Origin of the sequence: Asticcacaulis sp. (assembly GCF_051956075.1) — a bacterium.
GTDB lineage: Bacteria > Pseudomonadota > Alphaproteobacteria > Caulobacterales > Caulobacteraceae > Asticcacaulis.
Window position 1 is genome coordinate 35,811 of record NZ_JBQCGA010000052.1, and the last position, 17,717, is coordinate 53,527.

Below are 17,717 nucleotides of genomic sequence, written 5' to 3' on the forward strand. Positions count from 1 at the left end.
GCGCGTTGATCGCACATATGCGCAAGGCAATCCATGCCGGGCGTGCAAGCGCGGCTAAAGAACGCGGATCACCTGCCCGCTCAGGGCGTCGCCTTCCTTGGCGTAGCGGATCAGCAGACGGTTGGGATCGACCGGCCCTGGCAGGGTCAGTCCCTGCGCGCGCACAAAACCCAGCGGCTCGAAAAAGTCGCGCGACCCGACCAGCAGTACGGCGCGCAGGCCCTTGGCGAAGGCGGCTTCGACGGCGGTTTCGATCAGCCGACTGCCGATCTTGTGGCTACGATAGGCGTCATCGACGACGATTGGTCCCAGAAAAGCGATGGGGGTGCGCGTCTCGTCAGCGGCCTGGACGAAGATCGGCCACAGCCGCACCGAGCCAATGAGGCGCGCGCCATCCAGCGCGACATAGCTGAGATCGGCCAATGGCGTGGAATTTTCGCGCAGCCGTTCGGCGGTCTTGACGAAGCGGCCCGGTCCGAAGGCTCGGTCCGTCAGACGCAGCACGGCGTCCGCCTGCGACGCCTGCTCCAGCGCGATGGCATAGTCGAGGACCGGTCGATCCAGGGCCTTAGATTCCATGAACAGAGCATCCAGCGCCATAGCCGCGCTCCTGTTGATAAGTCGGGGCGCGCGGAATAGAGCCAATCGCCGGTCAGGTCAATGCGGAATGCTGTCGCCGCGCCTGCACATTATGCAACCGGATATGTCATTTACTCATAAAGGCCATGAAGGCGGCTTGCGCTTCGGGACTGAACAGAAGCTCCCGAAACACCTCACCCTCGGCGCGCACCACCTGCCACAAAGCCTCGCGGTCGCGCAGAAAGCCTTTAGTCTGGCGCACGGCGTTCGGCGGCAGGGCTGCGACGCGACGCGCCATCTCAGCCGCCGCAGCGTCCAGCGCGTCGCGCGCGACAACGCGGTTGATCAGACCAAGCTCACGCGCCTCAGCCGCGCCGATGACCTCGCCCAGCGCCATCCAGGCGAAGGCGCGCTGATGCCCAATGCGCTGCGGCAGCAACAGGGTCGATCCGGCTTCCGGGACGAGTCCCAGCTTGAGGAACGGCAGGCTGAGCCGTGCATCTTCACTGGCCGCAACCAGATCGCAATGCAGCAACAGGGTCACGCCCACGCCAACGGCCTGCCCCTGTACGGCGGCGATCAGGGGTTTGTCGAAAAAGGTCAGGGCCTTGAGGAAGCGGAACACAGGCAGGTCTTCGAGATCGGCGGCGGCGCGCAGTTCTGGCAGCCCCTGAGCGAAATCCATAATGTCGTTGCCCGCGCAGAAGTCATCGCCCGACGCCGCTATGATCACAGCGCGCGTCGCGTCATTGGCCTGCGCCTTTATCAGAGCGTCGGTCAGTTCCGCATACATGGTTTTGGTCAGGGCGTTCTTTTTGGCCGGGCGGTCCATCCGCAGCGTCACCACGCCGTCGGCCTCAGTTGTTACAATCATGGCGTCCTCCGTTTACGTAAACGTAAACCACGGCCCGCCGAGCGACAAGCCTGCGCGCCACGTCCTCGCCATAAAACTTGCATAAGCCTATTGAAATTTCACTTTATGCGGGGCAAACCCGCATGGCGCTAACGAGTGATTACGGCGGACCAACCGCCGCCTTTTTCGACACACTTTCCGAGCAGGGAGACAAGCCCGCCATGACTTCGACTTCATTTATCGCCTTCGCGGAACGGCTGAAAACGCTGATCGCCGCCGCAGGCGTTGCTGCGTTGCTGGGCCTTGGCGCCCAGAGCGCCTACGCCGCCAATCAGGCCGCGCCCGCCGAATTCAAGATCGACCCCAAGGTGCAGGCGCAATCCATGACCGACGCGCCCGGCCTGATCGCTTCGGCGCATATCAAGTGCGATCCGACCGACGCCTATCTGATGGGCGAAACCGATCTGGAAAAGGACGGCAAGAAGGTCAAGGGCTCGCTCTATGAAATCGCCTGCAAGACTGGACCCGGCTTTCTGGCTACGGCCTTCTCGCCGAAGGAGGTTTCGCAGGCCTTTACCTGTCTCATGGCGGAGGGCATGAAGGCCAAGCAGCCCAACGCCGCCACCTGCGTCCTGCCGGAAAACAAGCCTGCCTATAGTTGGCTGACGCCGGTTGTGCAGCCCTACCTGCCCAATTGCGTGGTGAATAACGCCCGCATCATGGGCTCGACTCCGCCGGAATCGACCGAGCCGAAGATCGACCGCTATGAGGTCGGCTGCGAAACCGGCGTTGGCGGCATTATCGACTATCCGCAACTCGGTTCGGACGCCCCGATCAACTTCCTGAGTTGCCTGATCGGCGCCGATAAGGGATTCGCCTGTCAGTACACCAGTAATGAAGCCCTGATCGACTCACTGAAGCCCGTCGCGGCCAAGGCTGACGCCGACTGTCAGGTCAACAATGTCCGTTTCGTCGGCGTCACCAAGGAATCAGACGGCTTCTTCTATGAGTTCGGTTGCGCCAACAAGCCGGGCTTCATCGTCATGACCGGCAATGACAACAGCTTCAAACAGGCCGTGCCATGCGCGCAGGCAACCAGCCTCGGTGGCTGCAAGTTCACCGATGCGGGCGCGGCTCAGGCCGACGCCAAGACGACCTTTACCAAGACGCTCAAGGCAGCGGGTTACGCATGCACGGTGCAGGACTATAACCTGATCGGCACCCAACCCTCGACCAAGCGCGACTATGTCGAACTCAAGTGCCCGGAACAGCCCTGGGGCCTGGTCGGTTTCGTGCCGCAACCGGACAGCCAGTCTTCGGTCCATGTTAAGGATTGCTTCATTGAGCAAACCTCGCGCGCCGACTGCACCTTCGTCACTGAAGATCAGATGCGCGCGCAACTCGACAAGCTGATCAAGGTCGCCGAGCCGAACAAGGACTGCGACGTCAAGCAGGTCCGCTATATCGGCGAATCCGCCGAGACCGAGAACGCCCTGATCGCGGAACTGGCCTGCGTCAACAAGCGCGGTTACATCGTCGTCGTGGCGCCGGACCGCAAGAGCCTCGACGCCACGCCGTGCAAGCTGACCAAGGCGCACGGTCTGGATCAGTCCTGCACGATCCCGGATAACGGCACCTATGCCGACTAATTACGGCGCCGACTAATTCCGGCCACAAGACTTTGCGATGCCCGTGGAGCCCCGCTCCACGGGTGTTTTTTTACGGAGTCCGCCCATGCGCCGCGTCTTTATCGGCCTTGCGATCGCCCTGTTGCTGAGCGGTTGCCACAAACCGGCGCCGAAGGATATGGCGGTGATTAATCTGCCTGCGCCGCCGCAGCCGGGGCAGGTCGCGCTTTACGGCGCGCCAGACGGGATCAGCGTGCAGAGCCATTCCGGCGATTGCGGCAAGGCGGCCTGTTTCGCCTATGTGAAAGACAAATGGCGGCCTTTGCTCAAGGCGGACGGCAGCGCCCTGCCCTTGCTGACGCTGAATGGCGCGACCGGCGGCGCCTATGACGATCTTCTGTGGCGCGCTTCCGGCGGCGGACGCGCCGTGCTGCTGAACCGGGCGGCGGGCCGCGACGCGGTGAAACGCGGTCAGTTCGACGGTCTGCGCATCGGCTTAAAAAGCGGCGGCAAGGCCAGTTATTTGACCGTATTCAATGCGCCCGACGCCGAGGTCGCCCTGTCGGGCGGCGGCGCCTGGTTGCTGGCCCGCCAGAAGGATGGATCGAGCCTGCTGCTGGACCTGTTCGCCCTGCAGGGCCGCACGGGCGTTACCTGCGTCAACGGCGTGGCGATTGACGCTTCGCCCTGGGCGGGACCGCCTGAAACCGCGCTGTCGCCCGACGTCTTCCTGTCGCGCAATATCCCCGCCGAAGCCCGCGCCACCGAAAAAGCGCGCATTGATCAGGCGTGCGCCGCAAAGACGTCGTGACTTACAGAGTCTCCATAAATCGGCAGGCCTCGCCCTGCGACGGCCCGACGATTTCGTCGTCGCGCATGACGATCTTGCCGCGAATAATGGTCGCTTTCGGCCAGCCGGTGACCTCCAGGCCATCGAAGGGCGTCCAGCCGGAGCGGGTGCGCATGTCGGCGTGGCGCAAGACGCGCTTGTGCTTGAGGTCCACCAGGGTCACGTCGCCGTCATAGCCCTCGGCCATGCGGCCCTTATTGGCGACGCCGAAGACGCGCTGCGCGCCCGCCGAGGTCAGATCGACCAGCCGCTCCAGCGTCATGCGGCCCTGCGCGACGTGGTTGAGCATGACCGGCAACAGGGTCTGCACGCCCGGCATGCCCGACGGCGAAGCCGGATAGGGCTTGGCCTTTTCTTCCAGCGTATGCGGCGCGTGGTCCGAACCCAGCACGTCGGCGATGCCGCCGGTAATGCCGCGCCACAGGCCTTCGACATGATAGCGGTCGCGGATCGGCGGGTTCATCTGCGCCAGCCCCTTGAGGCGCTCATAGGCTTCGGGCGCTTCGAGCGTCAGGTGCTGCGGCGTGATCTCGACCGTGGCGACGTCCTTGTGTTCCTTGAGGAATTCGATCTCCTCGCGCGTGGTGACGTGCAGGACGTGGATGCGCTTGCCCGCCTCGCGCGCCAGCCGGACCAGGCGCTGGGTCGATTGGATGGCCGATTGCGGATCGCGCACGAAGTCATGGCTGGTCCAGTCGCCTTCGCGCGCCAGCGGGCGGCGCTCGGCCAGACGAAACTCGTCCTCGGAATGGAAGGTGGCGCGACGGCGCACTGCGCCCAGCACGGCGGCCACCCCAGCATCGTCGGCGATCAGCAGGGTGCCGGTCGAGGCGCCCATGAACACCTTGACGCCGCAGCAGCCGGGCAGGCGCTCCAGATCGCCGAGATGGTGGATATTCTCGTGCGTACCGCCGATATAGAAGGCGTGGTCACAGTGCATGCGATGGCGCGCGCGCTTCAGCTTGTCGTAAAAGGCGTCATGATCCGTGGTCGTCGGGTTGGTATTGGGCATTTCGAACACCGCCACGACGCCGCCCATCACCGCCGCCTGCGAACCGGTTTCGAGGTCTTCCTTCCATTCCAGCCCCGGCTCGCGGAAGTGGACCTGGGTGTCGATCACGCCCGGCATGGCCAGCAGGCCGCTGGCGTCGAAGATTTCCCCCGCCGAGGCCTGCGCCAGATCGCCAAAGGCCGCGAACTTGCCGTTCGCTATGCCGATATCGCCCTTTCCGCGCCCCGCGTGGTTGATGATGTCGGCGTTGCGGATGATCAGGTCAAATGTCTGGGGCATTGCGACTCTCCTGCGCGCTTTGAAGCATTTTTGTGATCGCTTCATAGACCCTATCGACGGGCAAATCCAACATATGACAGACGTTTTGCTTCAATTTCGGGTCGATCAGGCGGATCTGCGCCAGCGTCCTTCGCCCGCGCACGGTTTGCACGTTCGGCCCCGGCGGCGCCTCGGCCTCGCTGCTGGGGCCGAACAGGCCGAAGGTCGGGACGCCTGCGGCGGCGGCCAGATGCAGCCAGATCTCGTCATTGCCGACAAAGAGTTGCGCCTGACGCAGCGCGGCGTACAGGGTCAGGACGTCCATGTCGTCGCGTGTTTCCAGCACCTGCGCGCGCGGGGTCGCCATAGCCAGCGCCATCAGGGTGTCGCGCTCGGCCTCGCCGCCGACCACCAGCAGGCGATGGCCGGGAAACGGCCCGTCCTCGCGCGTCAGCCGCGTCGCCAGCACCGCAAAACGCTCGGTCGGCCAACGCCGTCCCAGCCAGCTCGCGCCGGGCGCCATGGCGATCAGCGGGCCGCCGCGCCCGCTTGCGTCCAGAAGGGTGCGCGCCCGCGCCGCGCGGTTGGGCGATACGCTCAGGCGCGGCATGACCTCGGCGGGATTGAGGGCCAGTTTGTCGCATAATTGTGTCAGCGCCGAATCGGTGTCGTTGGGATTGAAGGTGAAGCGGATGCGCGCCTTCATCATGCGCGCGATCAGCGATGGCCCCAGATCAATGCACATGCCCCAGTTGCGTCGCGACAATTCGCTCAGCGACCCCAGAGATTTCAGGTTGAAGATGGCGCCGTCCAGGGCTTGTATCTCGGCGATCGAGTCGTCATCTTGGAACAGTTCGGCGACGGCGGGCGTGGTGGCCAGGGTGATGCGGGCCTGCGGCGCCTCGGCCTTCAGGCGCGCGATCACGCCGCTTACGCTTACCGCGCGCGGCACATCGCAGAAGGCCAGGACGAGAATCGGAAAAGCCGTCATGCGGCATCATCAGATCGAAAGCGTTTCATATCAAGACCATGTCGACCGCTGTTCTTACTCATCGCGCCCTGCTCAGCGTCTGCGGTCCCGACTGGGCCGCCTTTCTCAAGGGGCTTTGCACCGCCCATATTGACGATCTGGCCGCCGAGGTCAGCCGGGGCGAGTTTCATAGGCTGCATTACGGGGCGTTTTTGCGGCCACAGGGCAAGATGATCGGCGATTGCCTGCTGCACGCCGTCTCTGCTGACGAAATCTGGCTCGACGTTCCGCTTGATGCGCGCGATGAGCTGTTCGCCAAACTCAACATGTATCGCTTGCGCGCCAAGGTCAGCATCGCCATGCGCGATGAAGCGGTCGTCGCAGCGATGAACGCCCTGCCCGAAGGTTTCATGTCGGATCCGCGCAGCGCTGTGACCGGCGGCGTCTATGGTCGCGCCTACGGGGCGGCGGGCGACGACGGCGATTGGCAAAGCTTCCGGTTTGCGCTCGGCCTGGCCGAAGGCGGGGCGGATTTCGGCGCGGACGATCTTTACGCTATCGACGCCAATCTCGACGCGCTGAACGCTATTGACTTCCACAAGGGCTGTTATGTCGGCCAGGAATTGACCTCGCGCATGAAGCGGCGCGGCCAGATCAAGAACCGCGTCTTATCCCTGCGGCACGAAGGCCGCCTGAACAAGGGCGCCGAAGTGCTCGTCGGCGAACGCAAAATCGGCGAAGTTCTGAGCGGAGGCGATGGCGTATCTCTGGGGGTGATGCGGCTCGATCGCCTCGCTGGAGAGGCGATCTGCGCGGGCGCGCCTGTCTTCGTCGCAATCCCCGACTGGCTGAAAGACCTGATCCCGGAGACACATAATGGATGACAAGACCCGCTGTCACTGGCCGGGACAAGACCCGCTCTATGTCGCCTATCATGATGAGGAATGGGGCGTGCCTGAGTACGATCCGCGCGCCCTGTGGGAAAAGCTGGTGCTGGATGGCTTTCAGGCCGGATTGTCGTGGATCACCATCCTGCGTAAGCGCGAAGCCCTGCGCGAAGCTTTCGCCGGATTCGATCCCGACAAGGTGGCGCGTTTCAGCGAGACCGATATCGAACGGCTGATGAACAATCCCGGCATTATCCGGTCGCGCGCCAAGATCGTCTCGGCCATCGACAGCGCCCGCATCACGCTGGATTTGCGCGAAAAAGGGATCAGTTTCACCGATCTGATCTGGCAGGCGCAGGACCATCAGCCGATCCACAACCATTTCGAAGACCGGACCGAAGTTCCCGCCGAAACCGCGACTTCACGCGAATTGGCCAAGCTTTTGAAGTCGCATGGCTACAAGTTCTGCGGCCCGGTGATCGTCTATGCTTTCATGCAGGCGGTCGGCATGGTCAACGACCATCTCGTCACCTGTTTCCGGCACGGCGAACTGATTGCCGCAGACGCGAAAGCGTCGTAAGGAGCGAGTCCTCCCGCAGCGGGAGACAGTGCGGGGGCGCGTATGACCAACCTTATGAATGTGATGTTCCTGCCTTTGCGGCGCTATGCCGAGTTTCACGGGCGGTCGCGCCGCCGCGAATACTGGCTGTGGGTGCTGTTCAAATTTCTGCTCGGCGCGTGCCTGGTGCTGCTGGCCGGTTTGCTGGGGGTCAGCGGCCATATTGGCGGCGTCGGCGTGGTGGCGCTGCTGCGCATGCTGATCTTTTTCGCCATCCTTGTTCCCGATATCGCCGTGTCGGTGCGGCGCATGCACGACATCAATCGTTCCGGCTGGTGGATTGTGATGCCCGTCGCTGTCGGCGCAGGCGCCTCCGCGCTCTACCTTCTGGTCGCGGGCGGCAGTCTGAGCGCGGAAATTCAGACCCTGGTCGCTGTGTCGCAAACCAATGATCCCGAACTGTTTTTGTCCGGCATGACGGCGCTGATCGTGCCGATGATCTGGGTCAGCGGACCGATCCTGCTTGCCAAGATCGTCACGCTTGTGTTTCGGTGTACTCCCGGGACTCACGGCGACAACCGCTTCGGTCCCGATCCGAAGGCGTTCCATTAATGGGCGCCGCATCGAGGGGCGCCCGTCGCCCGAACGACTACGGAGGCTAAGGCATGGTCTCAAGACTGCTCAAGCCCTTGACGCATTATGCAGATTTCAATGGCCGGGCCACGCGCGGCGAGTTCTGGCCGTTTGTGGCCGCCATCTATGGCCTGATCGCGCTGGTCCTGATCGCCGCCTTTGCATTTGGCGGCTTCACTCTGGACGGTTTTCTGTCCGTCTATTTCCACGTCAGCCCGTGGCTCAGCCTGTTCGGCCTTATCATCCTGCTGCCGCTGCTGGCGGTGACGACGCGACGCCTGCACGATCTGGATCGCACCGGCTGGTGGCTGATCGCGCCCTATGTCGTTGGCCTCGCCGCCTATATCGTCGCCCTGATCGTCAACGCCGGTCCGATGATAGATATGCTGACCAATATGCGCGACGCCGCGCAACTGCATGGCGCGCCCCTGTCGCCCGCCGATATGATGACGCTGCAAAGGCCGGTCTTCCGTCTGCTCCTGCCCTGGGTGGTCGCGCCGTCTCTGCTGGCGCAAATCGCGCTTTACGTCTACTGTGCTCGTCCGGGCGCGCCCGGCGATAACCGTTTCGGCGCCGCGCCCCGATAAGGGGAGGTCGTTATGTCAAACTGGCCACTGATGTTCCAGCCGCTGGCGAAATACGCCACGTTTGAAGGCCGTTCGCGGCGTTCGGAATTCTGGTTGTGGGTATTGTTCCGCTTTATTCTCAACGCCGTGCTTGGCTCCGTGGTCGGCGGCGTGGTGTTGAGCGGCCTGCCGATGTTGCAAAGCCATCCTGAGATCTTTTTCGCCAACTATATGCGCGTCATGCCGATTTTTTCGCTGGTCGGTCTGGCCCTGCTGATCCCGACTCTGGCCGTCGCCGTGCGTCGTCTGCACGATTCCAACCGCACCGGCTGGTGGCTCATCGCGCCCTACGCCGCCGCCATGGCGGGCCTCATCATCTTCTTCATCCTGTTTGGCGCCCAGATTTTCCATATCGCGCAACAGGGGCATGAGATGACGGACGCCGAAGGCATGGCCTTCGCCGGAAGCCTGTTCGGCACGCTGGCCCTGTGCTTCCTGCCCGCCATCATCTGCGACATCATGCTGCTGGTCTTCTTCCTGCTGGACGGCACGCCGGGGCCGAACCGTTTCGGGTCCGATCCCAAGGGCCGCGGCGTTACGGCTCAGACCGAAGCGTTCTGAACCGCGGTCTTGTGAATGGCGTCCGGGTCGGAATCGAAGTAGCAGCGTAAGTTATGGCGGATTTCAGCATCGAACTGACCCTGAGCGGTCTGATCTGCGGCGTGGATGAAGCCGGACGCGGCCCCTGCGCCGGTCCGGTCAGCATCGCCGCCGTCATTCTCGACCCCGAGCGCCTGCCAGACGGCATCAACGATTCCAAGGCGCTGACCGAGGCGCGGCGCTTCGAGCTGGAGCCGCAGATCAAGGCGGCGGCGGTCGCCTGGTCGGTCATCTTCATGGATATTGATGAGATCGCGCGGCTGAACATTCTCGGCGCGACGATGGAAGGCATGCGCCGCGCGATCGAGGCGCTCGATCCGTGCGCGCACCATGCGCTGATCGACGGCAACCGCTGCCCCAAAGTGAATATTCCGGCCACCGCCGTGGTCAAAGGCGATGCGCGCTCCCTGTCTATCGCCGCCGCCTCCATCCTGGCCAAGGCGGCGCGCGACCGGCATATGATCGAGATGGACGCGCTTTATCCGCAATATGGCTTCAAAAAGCACAAGGGCTATCAGTCGGAGTTCCATCTGGAGGCGCTGCGCGTCCACGGCCCCTGCCCTATCCACCGCGCGAGCTGGTCAACCGTGCGCAATCTCGACCTGTTCGAGGGCGCCGCTGAATAGTTTCGGCCCCAGACCGGGAACAAAACGAATCCAAAAGTGAGTCTTTTCGGACTCACCCACACATAAATCGAATCGCCCGATTCGCCAGCGAGTCAAGCTTAACCCTTCATTAAACATGCGGGATTCTAGTCCTTGGGATTCAAGGTCTTAGAAGGTTGTACCTATGCCCCGGCTTAAAGCTGCGCCCGCGCCCGTTTCCGCCCCGCCGCTCAAACTCGATACGATCCATCTGGGCGAGTGCATCGAGGTGCTGAAAAGCCTGCCGGACGCCAGCGTCGATCTGGTCTTCGCCGACCCGCCCTATAATCTGCAATTGGGCGGGGAGTTGCTGCGACCCGACAATTCCAAGGTCGATGCGGTCGATGACGAGTGGGATCAGTTCGCCAGCTTTGAAGTCTATGACAGGTTCACGCGGGACTGGATGCGCGAATGCCGCCGCGTGCTCAAGGACGACGGCGCCATCTGGGTGATCGGCTCCTATCACAACATCTTCCGCCTCGGCGTCGCCATGCAGGATCTCGGCTTCTGGGTGATGAACGATGTGATCTGGCGCAAGGCCAATCCGATGCCGAACTTCAAGGGCACGCGCTTCACCAATGCGCACGAAACCCTGATCTGGGCGACCAAGGCCAAGGGACAGAAGCGCTACACCTTCAATTACGACGCGCTCAAGGCGTTCAACGAAGACACGCAGATGCGTTCGGACTGGACGATCCCACTCTGCACCGGCGATGAGCGGCTGAAGGACGAAAACGGCAATAAGGCGCACCCGACGCAGAAGCCCGAAGCCCTGCTCTATCGCGTGCTGCTGGCCTGCACCAAGCCGGGCATGGTCGTGCTCGACCCCTTCTTCGGCACCGGCACCACCGGCGCGGCGGCCAAGCGTCTGGGCCGCCACTTTATCGGCATTGAGCGTGAGACGGATTACGCGAAAGTGGCGCAGGACCGCATCGACGCCGTGGTCCCGGTTCCGGTCGAAGACCTGCGCGTTATGGGCTCGAAAAAGGCCGAACCGCGCGTGCCGTTCGGCGCCCTGGTCGAGGCGGGCCTGCTGCGTCCAGGCGACACCCTCTATACGCCGCGCGGCGACCGCACCGCGCGCGTCCGCGCCGACGGCTCGCTGGTGCATGGAGAACTGTCCGGCTCGATTCACAAACTGGGCGCCATGCTGGAGCAAAGCCCGGCCTGCAATGGCTGGACCTATTGGCGCTTCAAGTCGGATGCGGGCCTGAAACCCATTGACGACCTGCGCACACGCATCCGGGCCGACATGAACTAAGCCCCCCCGACATCTTCTGAGTCTTCGCCGCCCGGCTTCCTTGCCGGGCGGTTTTTTTGTCTGAAGAAATGATGAATTTGGATTGATACTGATTGGTATTGGTGATTATTGTTCGAAAATAACAATAATCAATCAAAAATCATCATGGAGGAGGGACTCATGATCCGATATCTCACCGCGTTTGTGGCTGGCCTGTTGTGCCTCGCCGCTGCCCAGGCTCAGGCCGGAACGATCACTGATCATACCGATCCGAAGATGCGCGCGCGTGGCATGGCCGACACCCCGGCGATCATCGACGGCATGAAACTGTCCTGCGATCTGGCCGACGCGCGTTATGTCGGTCCGGCGGATACGAAACGCGACGGCAAGACACTCAAAGGCGATTCCTATGAAGTCGCCTGTAAAAGCCTGAAGGGTTATTTTCTTGTGCGTTACAAGGACGGAAGCTTCGAGCAACCCGTCAATTGCAACATGGCCGAAGCCTTCCGGGCGAAGAACAAGACCTATCCGGCCTGCTCTCTGCCGGGTAACCGCATCAACCACTACTGGCTGACGCCGCTGGCTCAGACGCGCATGCCCGACTGCAAGGTCGCCGACGCGCGCTGGATCGCCGAGGATGCGAAAAGGGAGGGCGAGTTCTACGAACTGACCTGCAAGGATGGTTCGGACGCCATCTACAATATTGCGCATGACGACAAGGCCGATCAAAGCGTCGGCCTGATGAGCTGCCTGCAAACCGACGGTACGGCGCTGGCCTGCACGCTGGGCGACCACGCCGCAGCGGTCAAGACCCTGGCGCCGTTCGCCAGGAAGGCGCGCTCTGACTGCGACGCCACTGACGGCCGATATATCGGCGCCAAGAACGGTGTCGATTTCTTCGAGATCGCGTGCGCGACGCCGCCGGGCTTTATTCTGGCGCTGGACGCCGCCGGCAAGGTCGCCGCCACCTTCGGCTGCGACAAGGCCGAAGCCATCGGCGGCTGCAAGTTCACCGACGAAGCGACCGCAAAGGCCGCCGCCAAGGCGCAGTCCGCCCATGCTGAGGCCGTGACCGAGGCGAAGGCCGACGCCCAGAAGGATGCCTACGCCGCCGCCTTGCAACAGGCGCAGGTCGCCTGCGATTTCGATCAGTACGCCAAACTGGGAACGGACACGGCGACCGGTCGCGACGTGGTCGAATTCCATTGCTCGCAAAAACCCAACGGCCTGCTGGCCTTTGTCCCCGGCAAGGCGTCAGGTTCAGGTTTTGAAGCCTATGATTGTCTGGCCGGTCATGTGCTGAAACTGACCTGCCGCTTCACCAGCGATGCGGCTCTGCTGAATAATCTCAAAGCCGCCGCCAAGGCGTCGTCGCAGATCAACCCCGATTGCGATCTGGCGCAGGTGCGTTACGGTTTCATGGCCAAGAGCGGCGCGATCGTCATGGAACTGGCCTGCGCCAATAAGCGCGGCTATATCGCGGTGCTGAACGCGGCGCGCACCGGCTTCAATCCCGCCGTGCCCTGCGACGTCGCCGCCAAGTCGGACAAGGTGCCGGAAAAGTGCCAGATCGACGGTAATGGGACGAACACGGCGTCCTAATTGCTGGCCAGCTTCTGGGCGCCCTCCGGCGCATCCGGCGGAACCTGATCAAAGCGGCAGGTGATGCGCACCTGCCGCCCCGCCGCCGGTTGTCCGTCGCGAAGACTGGGCGCCACCACCCACTGCCCGACATCGTTGAGGCCATGGCGGACGAAATTCTGATCATTGAGCGTATTGGCCTCGGCGTAGCAATCGCTGAGATGACCGGCGCCGTTGATGGTGCAGACCATACTGAACGCCTTGCCGCTGTCGCTGAGGTCGAGATTGCCGTCCGGGCGGTACGGCTCGACCTGCGGACGCGAGACGATATTGAGGTCGGATAAGGGGATATAGACGCCCTGCGCCATCGCCGCCGCGGGCGACAGAATAAGCAGGGCGGTAACAGGGATCAGACGCATGACAGCCTCCAGCAACTGCGCTTAGCTAGCCACGCGCGGATGGATGCGCCAATGTCGAAGGCGGCTCTGAAAAATCAGGGCTTGATCAATTTCAGCGCCTTGGCGAAGACGGTCGGCAGGCTGCGCGCCTCAGCCAGCGGCAGCCAGCGCCAGTTATTGCGCGTCCGCAGCAGAGCGTCCGCCTCGGCGCGTGTGACATCGCGCAGCCGCACGCTTTGGGTCAGGGCGAAATGGGTGAAGACGTGCTGATACGCGCCCAGATCGCGACAGTCGCCGTCGAACGGAGGCCTGCTTTCCTCCGGCGTCTCCCGCCATTCGGAATGCGGCAGGCCCAGCATGCCGCCCAGCAGGCCCTTGTCGGGGCGCTGCTCGGCGATAACCGCCCCGCCCAGGCGCAGGATATAGGCCGTTCCGAACCGGCGCGGCTTGGGCGCCTTGACCAGCTTGACCGGATAGCGCTCCGGCTCGCCCTGCGCGCGCGCCTCGCAAGCCTCGGCCAGCGGGCACAGCAGGCATTGCGGCGCCTTGGGGCGGCAGATCAGGTTGGCCAGATCCATCAGCGCCTGCGGCCAGTCACCCGCCCGTTCGGCGTCAATCCACTGCGCGGCGGCGTCGCGTACCTCGCCGCGCCCGGCGGGCAGAGGCGTTTCGATCGCATAGAGCCGCGTCATGACGCGCTCGACATTGCCGTCCACGACATTGGCCGCTTCGCCGAAGGCAATCGCCGCCACCGCCGCGGCCGTATAGGGACCAAAGCCCGGCAGGGCCAGAAGCTCCGCCTCGCTGCGCGGAAAGTCTCCGTCATGATCGCGGACGACGACGCGCGCGCATTCCAGCAGGCGCCGCGCCCGCGCATAATAGCCGAGCCCCGCCCACGCCGCCATGACGCGCGCATCGTCCGCCGCCGCCAGATCGCGCACCGTCGGCCACAGGCTCAGGAATTTTTCGTAATAAGGGGTCGCATGCGGCACGGTGGTCTGCTGCAACATCACTTCTGACAGCCAGACGCGGTACGGATCGCGTTCGCCGCGCCGCCAGACCAGATCGCGGCCGTGCGCGTCGTACCAGTCAAGCAGGCCTTTGCGTAAACGCGCGACAAGGGCGGCATCTTTCCGTATAATCGTCACGATGAAACGCTCGCTGCCCTCTCTGGAAGACTCGGTTCGCATCCTGCAAACGACGCGCACCAAACGCGCGCCGAAACCGAGGCCGCCCGTTGTTAAGCAGGTTCAGCCATTTCTGAAAAGCCTCGAAGCGAAATTCGCCGGTCAGGATGACGGTCTCGGCGCGCTGAAACACCGGTGGCCGGAGATTGTCGGCGCGTCGTTAGGCAAGGTCAGCGAACCGGTTCGCGTGATCAAAGGCCGCGCCCATTCAGGCGGAGCGTTAGAGGTTCGCGTCATGGGCGCCTATGCGCCGCTGATCCAGCATCAGTCGGCCAATCTTTTGGACCGCATCAACCTCTATTTCGGCGGACGGCGCATCGAACGGCTGCGCATCGTGCAGGGGCCGCTGACGCAAGGTCCGCGTCCTGAAAGGCCTGCGCCGCCGCGCCCGCTCAGCCCGCAGGAGGAGCTGAGTCTGCAAAAGCAGGTCGCAGATGTGGCCGATGACAAGCTTCGCGCGCAACTCCTCAAATTGGGCCGCGGTGTGCTGCGCCGGCAAAATCAGACCTCGCCTCGGCCGTGACGTCATATTTGCGGCATATTTTGCACTTTAAAAAACAAGCCGACAGGCTAAAACAGCCGGTAATGGCGCGCGCGCCGATTCCGCATCTTCTTCGGGGAGTCCTATGACCTTTTCCAATCTGTTGTCGCGCATGGCCGTATTCGGCGCGCTCGCCCTCGTGGCCGTCGCCGCGTCCGGGTGCGCCAAGAAGACCGATCTCGCCGCCGGGGAGATGAGTCTGGGCAATCCGCAGGCCAAGGTCACCCTGGTCGAATACGCCTCGGTCGCCTGTCCGATCTGCGCCCACGTCAACGAGACGATCATGCCGCAGGTCAAGGCTAAATATATCGACACCGGTAAGGTGCTGTATGTCTACAAGCCGATGATGACCGGCAACGCCAATGTCGCCGCCGCCGGTCACCTGCTGGCCCAGTGCATCGCCAAGAAGAACGGCCACGACAAGTATTTCAGCGTCATCGACGCCATCATGCGCTCGCAGGAGGCCATGGGCGGCGAAGAGACCGGCTACGCCAACGCCCGCCCTGTGCTGTGGAGCATCGCCCAGTCCGCTGGCATGACCGAGGCCGAGTTCAACGCCTGCATCACCGACAAGGACGGCATCAAGGCGCTCAACGACAAGATGACGCGCTATATGCGCGACGACCATGTCGATCGCACCCCGACCTTCTACGCCAACGGCAAGCCTCTCACCCTTGTCAAGGGCGACATCAGCGACTTCGACGCCGCCATCCAGCCCCTGCTGAAGTAAAGACCGATCATGAACCTGCGCATCGCCCTTACCGCCATCGCCGCTCTGGCCCTGCTGACCGCCTGCTCCAAGCCCGCGCCCAAGCCGGTCGGGGAAGGCGATATGGACCTCGGCAACCCCAACGCCAAGGTCGAGATCGTGGAATACGCCTCGGTCACCTGCCCGCATTGCGCCGAGTTCAACAAGGACGTCATGCCGCAGCTGATGGCCAAGTACATCACGCCCGGTAAGGTCCATTACGTCTATCGCGAATTCCTGACGCCGCCGAACGATGTATCGACCGCCGGAATCCTGCTGGCGCGCTGCGCGGGCAAGGCCAATTATTTCAAGGTTATCGACGACATCTGGGCGGCGCAGGATCAGATGTTCGCCGACGGCACGGGCGCCAACGCCCTGCCGGTGCTGCGTCAGATCGGCGCCAAGTACGGTGTGACCGGCAAGGCGTTCGACCAGTGCGTGACCGACCCGAAGGGGATTCTGCGCATTCAGGACAATGTCGATAAATACATGAAGGCCGGGATCAATTCGACGCCGACCTTTGTGATCAACGGCCAGACGCTCGACCGGCATTCGGGCGGGATCAGCGACTTCGACGAGGCGCTGCAACCTCTGCTCAAGAGCCAGTAATGCGCGCCGTCCTGACCGCTCTCGCCTTAGCGCTCGCCGCCGCTACAGCGCATGCGGGCGACCTGTCGCCGCAACTGGCCCAGGTGACGCCTGCCGATCATGTGCTGGGCAAGGCCGATGCGCCGGTGACCCTGATCGAATACGGCTCGGTCGCCTGTCCGGCCTGCGCGGCGTTCAACGAGAGCGTCTTTCCGCAGATCAAGGCGGACTACATCGACACCGGCAAGGTGCGTTATGTCTTTCGCCCGATGCTGACCGGCGTGCCGACCATCGCCGTCGCGGGGACCCGACTGGCGGAATGCGCGGGCAAGGATAAGTATTTCGCCGTGGTGGACGCCATGATGCGCGGCCAGAAAGACTACTACGCCTGGGGCGAGAGCAATATCATCGCCAAGCCGATTCTGAACCGCATCGCCGCCGGTTTCGGCTTCAGCGAGGCCGCGTTCACCGCCTGCGCCAGCGATCCGGCGGGGCTGCGAAAACTGAACGCCGAACACGAGGCCGCCCTCGATGCGGGCGTCCGCAGCACGCCCTCGCTGTTCGTCAACGGCAAGGAGGTCCAGAACCACGACCTCGCCAGCCTGGAAGCCGCCATCAAGGCCGCGAAATAGGCGTCAGAACGATCAGCTTCAAATCGCGCCACGCATCCGGTCGCAGGGTGAACTGCGTAAATTCGCACAGGCCCGCTTCGGTCTGAAAGCGCCTGACGCCGCCTTCGCGCGCCAGCACGTTTTGCGACGCCCAGGCGGCGGCGAAGTCGGGACTGGCGTGGCGCAGTTCCTCAATCAGGGCGCGCCGCGCCGGATCGTCCGGTCCCTCGGCGGAATCGGCGCGAAATTCAGCGGCCAGCCGCGCCGCGCGCTCCGGCCAGTCCGCGATGAAGACGCGCGCTTCGGGATCGAGGAAAACATAGCGCAACTGATTGCGCTCCGGCCCGTCCAGCCAGCCGGTGAACAGGGTCTGCGCCGCCGGGTTCCACGCCACGGCGTCCCAATGCCGGTCCAGCACATAGGCGGGCGCGTCAAGACTCGCCAGCAGCGCCTCCATCTGATGCGGATCGGACGCCTGCTCCGCCACGCCGGCATCGCCGCGCGCCGCCAAAGCGAACAGATAGGCCCTCTCGGCCCGTGATAAGCGTAACCCCCGCGCGATCGCGCCCAGAGTCGCGCCGGAAACGCCTGTCGTGCGCCCCTGCTCGATCCAGGTCAGCCAGGTCGGACTGATGTGACAGAGGGCGGCGGCCTCCTCGCGACGTAACCCCTTGGCGCGACGGCGGCGGCCCGTCGGCAGGCCGCACGCTTCGGGCGTCAGGCG

21 protein-coding genes are annotated in these 17,717 nt (G+C 63.5%); 14 read left to right on the forward strand and 7 right to left on the reverse strand.

The window, feature by feature from the left end; all coding sequences use genetic code 11:
• Positions 1 to 54: 54 nt before the first annotated feature.
• Positions 55 to 600, reverse strand: coding sequence for a GNAT family N-acetyltransferase (locus tag ACTHLA_RS12925; protein ID WP_440189867.1), 546 nt, complete (start codon positions 598 to 600; stop codon positions 55 to 57).
• Between the two features lie 106 nt (positions 601 to 706).
• The gene (locus tag ACTHLA_RS12930; RefSeq protein ID WP_440189870.1) at positions 707 to 1,453 is read right to left on the reverse strand and encodes an enoyl-CoA hydratase-related protein; all 747 of its coding nucleotides are present in this window, start codon (positions 1,451 to 1,453) and stop codon (positions 707 to 709) included.
• A 122-nt stretch (positions 1,454 to 1,575) separates the two neighbouring features.
• Between ACTHLA_RS12930 and ACTHLA_RS12935 the strand changes: the two genes are divergently transcribed.
• A complete protein-coding gene (locus tag ACTHLA_RS12935) occupies positions 1,576 to 3,081 on the forward strand; it encodes a hypothetical protein (RefSeq protein ID WP_440189873.1) in 1,506 nt (501 codons plus the stop codon).
• Between the two features lie 85 nt (positions 3,082 to 3,166).
• Entirely contained in the window at positions 3,167 to 3,871 is a 705-nt protein-coding gene (locus tag ACTHLA_RS12940; RefSeq protein WP_440189876.1) for a hypothetical protein, read from the forward strand.
• A gap of 1 nt (position 3,872) precedes the next feature.
• Here the strand turns inward: ACTHLA_RS12940 and ACTHLA_RS12945 are convergent, their stop codons facing one another.
• Both ACTHLA_RS12945 and ACTHLA_RS12950 read right to left on the reverse strand, forming a co-directional pair.
• Entirely contained in the window at positions 3,873 to 5,201 is a 1,329-nt protein-coding gene (locus ACTHLA_RS12945) for a dihydroorotase (protein WP_440189879.1), read from the reverse strand.
• Positions 5,185 to 6,171 carry a glycosyltransferase family 9 protein gene (locus ACTHLA_RS12950; protein WP_440189882.1) on the reverse strand — a complete coding sequence of 329 codons (987 nt, stop codon included), beginning with the start codon at positions 6,169 to 6,171 and terminating at the stop codon, positions 5,185 to 5,187. Before ACTHLA_RS12950 ends, ACTHLA_RS12945 begins: the two co-directional genes overlap by 17 nt.
• A gap of 38 nt (positions 6,172 to 6,209) precedes the next feature.
• Between ACTHLA_RS12950 and ygfZ the strand changes: the two genes are divergently transcribed.
• The 8 genes from ygfZ to ACTHLA_RS12990 all read left to right on the forward strand — a co-directional run bounded on the left by ygfZ (position 6,210) and on the right by ACTHLA_RS12990 (position 12,941).
• Positions 6,210 to 7,034: a CAF17-like 4Fe-4S cluster assembly/insertion protein YgfZ gene (ygfZ, locus tag ACTHLA_RS12955; protein WP_440189885.1), complete on the forward strand. Its 825-nt coding sequence runs from the start codon at positions 6,210 to 6,212 to the stop codon at positions 7,032 to 7,034.
• Entirely contained in the window at positions 7,027 to 7,617 is a 591-nt protein-coding gene (locus ACTHLA_RS12960; protein WP_440189888.1) for a DNA-3-methyladenine glycosylase I, read from the forward strand. The genes ygfZ and ACTHLA_RS12960 overlap by 8 nt, the downstream gene beginning before the upstream one ends.
• Positions 7,618 to 7,659: 42 nt before the next feature.
• A complete protein-coding gene (locus ACTHLA_RS12965; protein WP_440189891.1) occupies positions 7,660 to 8,208 on the forward strand; it encodes a DUF805 domain-containing protein in 549 nt (182 codons plus the stop codon).
• A gap of 53 nt (positions 8,209 to 8,261) precedes the next feature.
• Positions 8,262 to 8,816: a DUF805 domain-containing protein gene (locus ACTHLA_RS12970; RefSeq protein ID WP_440189894.1), complete on the forward strand. Its 555-nt coding sequence runs from the start codon at positions 8,262 to 8,264 to the stop codon at positions 8,814 to 8,816.
• Between the two features lie 12 nt (positions 8,817 to 8,828).
• Positions 8,829 to 9,416, forward strand: coding sequence for a DUF805 domain-containing protein (locus ACTHLA_RS12975; protein WP_440189897.1), 588 nt, complete (start codon positions 8,829 to 8,831; stop codon positions 9,414 to 9,416).
• A gap of 53 nt (positions 9,417 to 9,469) precedes the next feature.
• The gene (locus tag ACTHLA_RS12980; protein WP_440189900.1) at positions 9,470 to 10,081 is read left to right on the forward strand and encodes a ribonuclease HII; all 612 of its coding nucleotides are present in this window, start codon (positions 9,470 to 9,472) and stop codon (positions 10,079 to 10,081) included.
• A gap of 163 nt (positions 10,082 to 10,244) precedes the next feature.
• Positions 10,245 to 11,360, forward strand: a complete 1,116-nt coding sequence (locus tag ACTHLA_RS12985) for a site-specific DNA-methyltransferase (RefSeq protein ID WP_440189903.1) — start codon at positions 10,245 to 10,247, stop codon at positions 11,358 to 11,360.
• A gap of 159 nt (positions 11,361 to 11,519) precedes the next feature.
• Positions 11,520 to 12,941, forward strand: coding sequence for a hypothetical protein (locus ACTHLA_RS12990; RefSeq protein WP_440189906.1), 1,422 nt, complete (start codon positions 11,520 to 11,522; stop codon positions 12,939 to 12,941).
• Here the strand turns inward: ACTHLA_RS12990 and ACTHLA_RS12995 are convergent.
• Both ACTHLA_RS12995 and ACTHLA_RS13000 read right to left on the reverse strand, forming a co-directional pair.
• Positions 12,938 to 13,339 (reverse strand): hypothetical protein, encoded by a 402-nt coding sequence (locus tag ACTHLA_RS12995; protein ID WP_440189909.1) that lies wholly within the window; start codon positions 13,337 to 13,339, stop codon positions 12,938 to 12,940. The genes ACTHLA_RS12990 and ACTHLA_RS12995 overlap by 4 nt on opposite strands.
• A gap of 74 nt (positions 13,340 to 13,413) precedes the next feature.
• Positions 13,414 to 14,469: an A/G-specific adenine glycosylase gene (locus ACTHLA_RS13000; RefSeq protein WP_440189930.1), complete on the reverse strand. Its 1,056-nt coding sequence runs from the start codon at positions 14,467 to 14,469 to the stop codon at positions 13,414 to 13,416.
• Between ACTHLA_RS13000 and ACTHLA_RS13005 the strand changes: the two genes are divergently transcribed.
• From ACTHLA_RS13005 to ACTHLA_RS13020, 4 genes are all read left to right on the forward strand, one after another.
• The gene (locus tag ACTHLA_RS13005; RefSeq protein WP_440189912.1) at positions 14,468 to 15,028 is read left to right on the forward strand and encodes a DUF721 domain-containing protein; all 561 of its coding nucleotides are present in this window, start codon (positions 14,468 to 14,470) and stop codon (positions 15,026 to 15,028) included. The two genes, ACTHLA_RS13000 and ACTHLA_RS13005, sit on opposite strands and share 2 nt — an antisense overlap.
• A gap of 211 nt (positions 15,029 to 15,239) precedes the next feature.
• Positions 15,240 to 15,776, forward strand: coding sequence for a thioredoxin domain-containing protein (locus ACTHLA_RS13010; protein WP_440189933.1), 537 nt, complete (start codon positions 15,240 to 15,242; stop codon positions 15,774 to 15,776).
• Positions 15,777 to 15,785: 9 nt separating this feature from the next.
• Positions 15,786 to 16,403 (forward strand): DsbA family protein, encoded by a 618-nt coding sequence (locus tag ACTHLA_RS13015; protein WP_440189915.1) that lies wholly within the window; start codon positions 15,786 to 15,788, stop codon positions 16,401 to 16,403.
• Entirely contained in the window at positions 16,403 to 17,014 is a 612-nt protein-coding gene (locus ACTHLA_RS13020; protein WP_440189918.1) for a thioredoxin domain-containing protein, read from the forward strand. The genes ACTHLA_RS13015 and ACTHLA_RS13020 overlap by 1 nt, the downstream gene beginning before the upstream one ends.
• On the opposite strand, the gene ACTHLA_RS13025 is transcribed toward ACTHLA_RS13020, so the two are convergent.
• Positions 16,998 to 17,717: helix-turn-helix transcriptional regulator (locus ACTHLA_RS13025; protein ID WP_440189921.1), on the reverse strand; the 720-nt coding region annotated here is incomplete at its 5' end. The genes ACTHLA_RS13020 and ACTHLA_RS13025 overlap by 17 nt on opposite strands.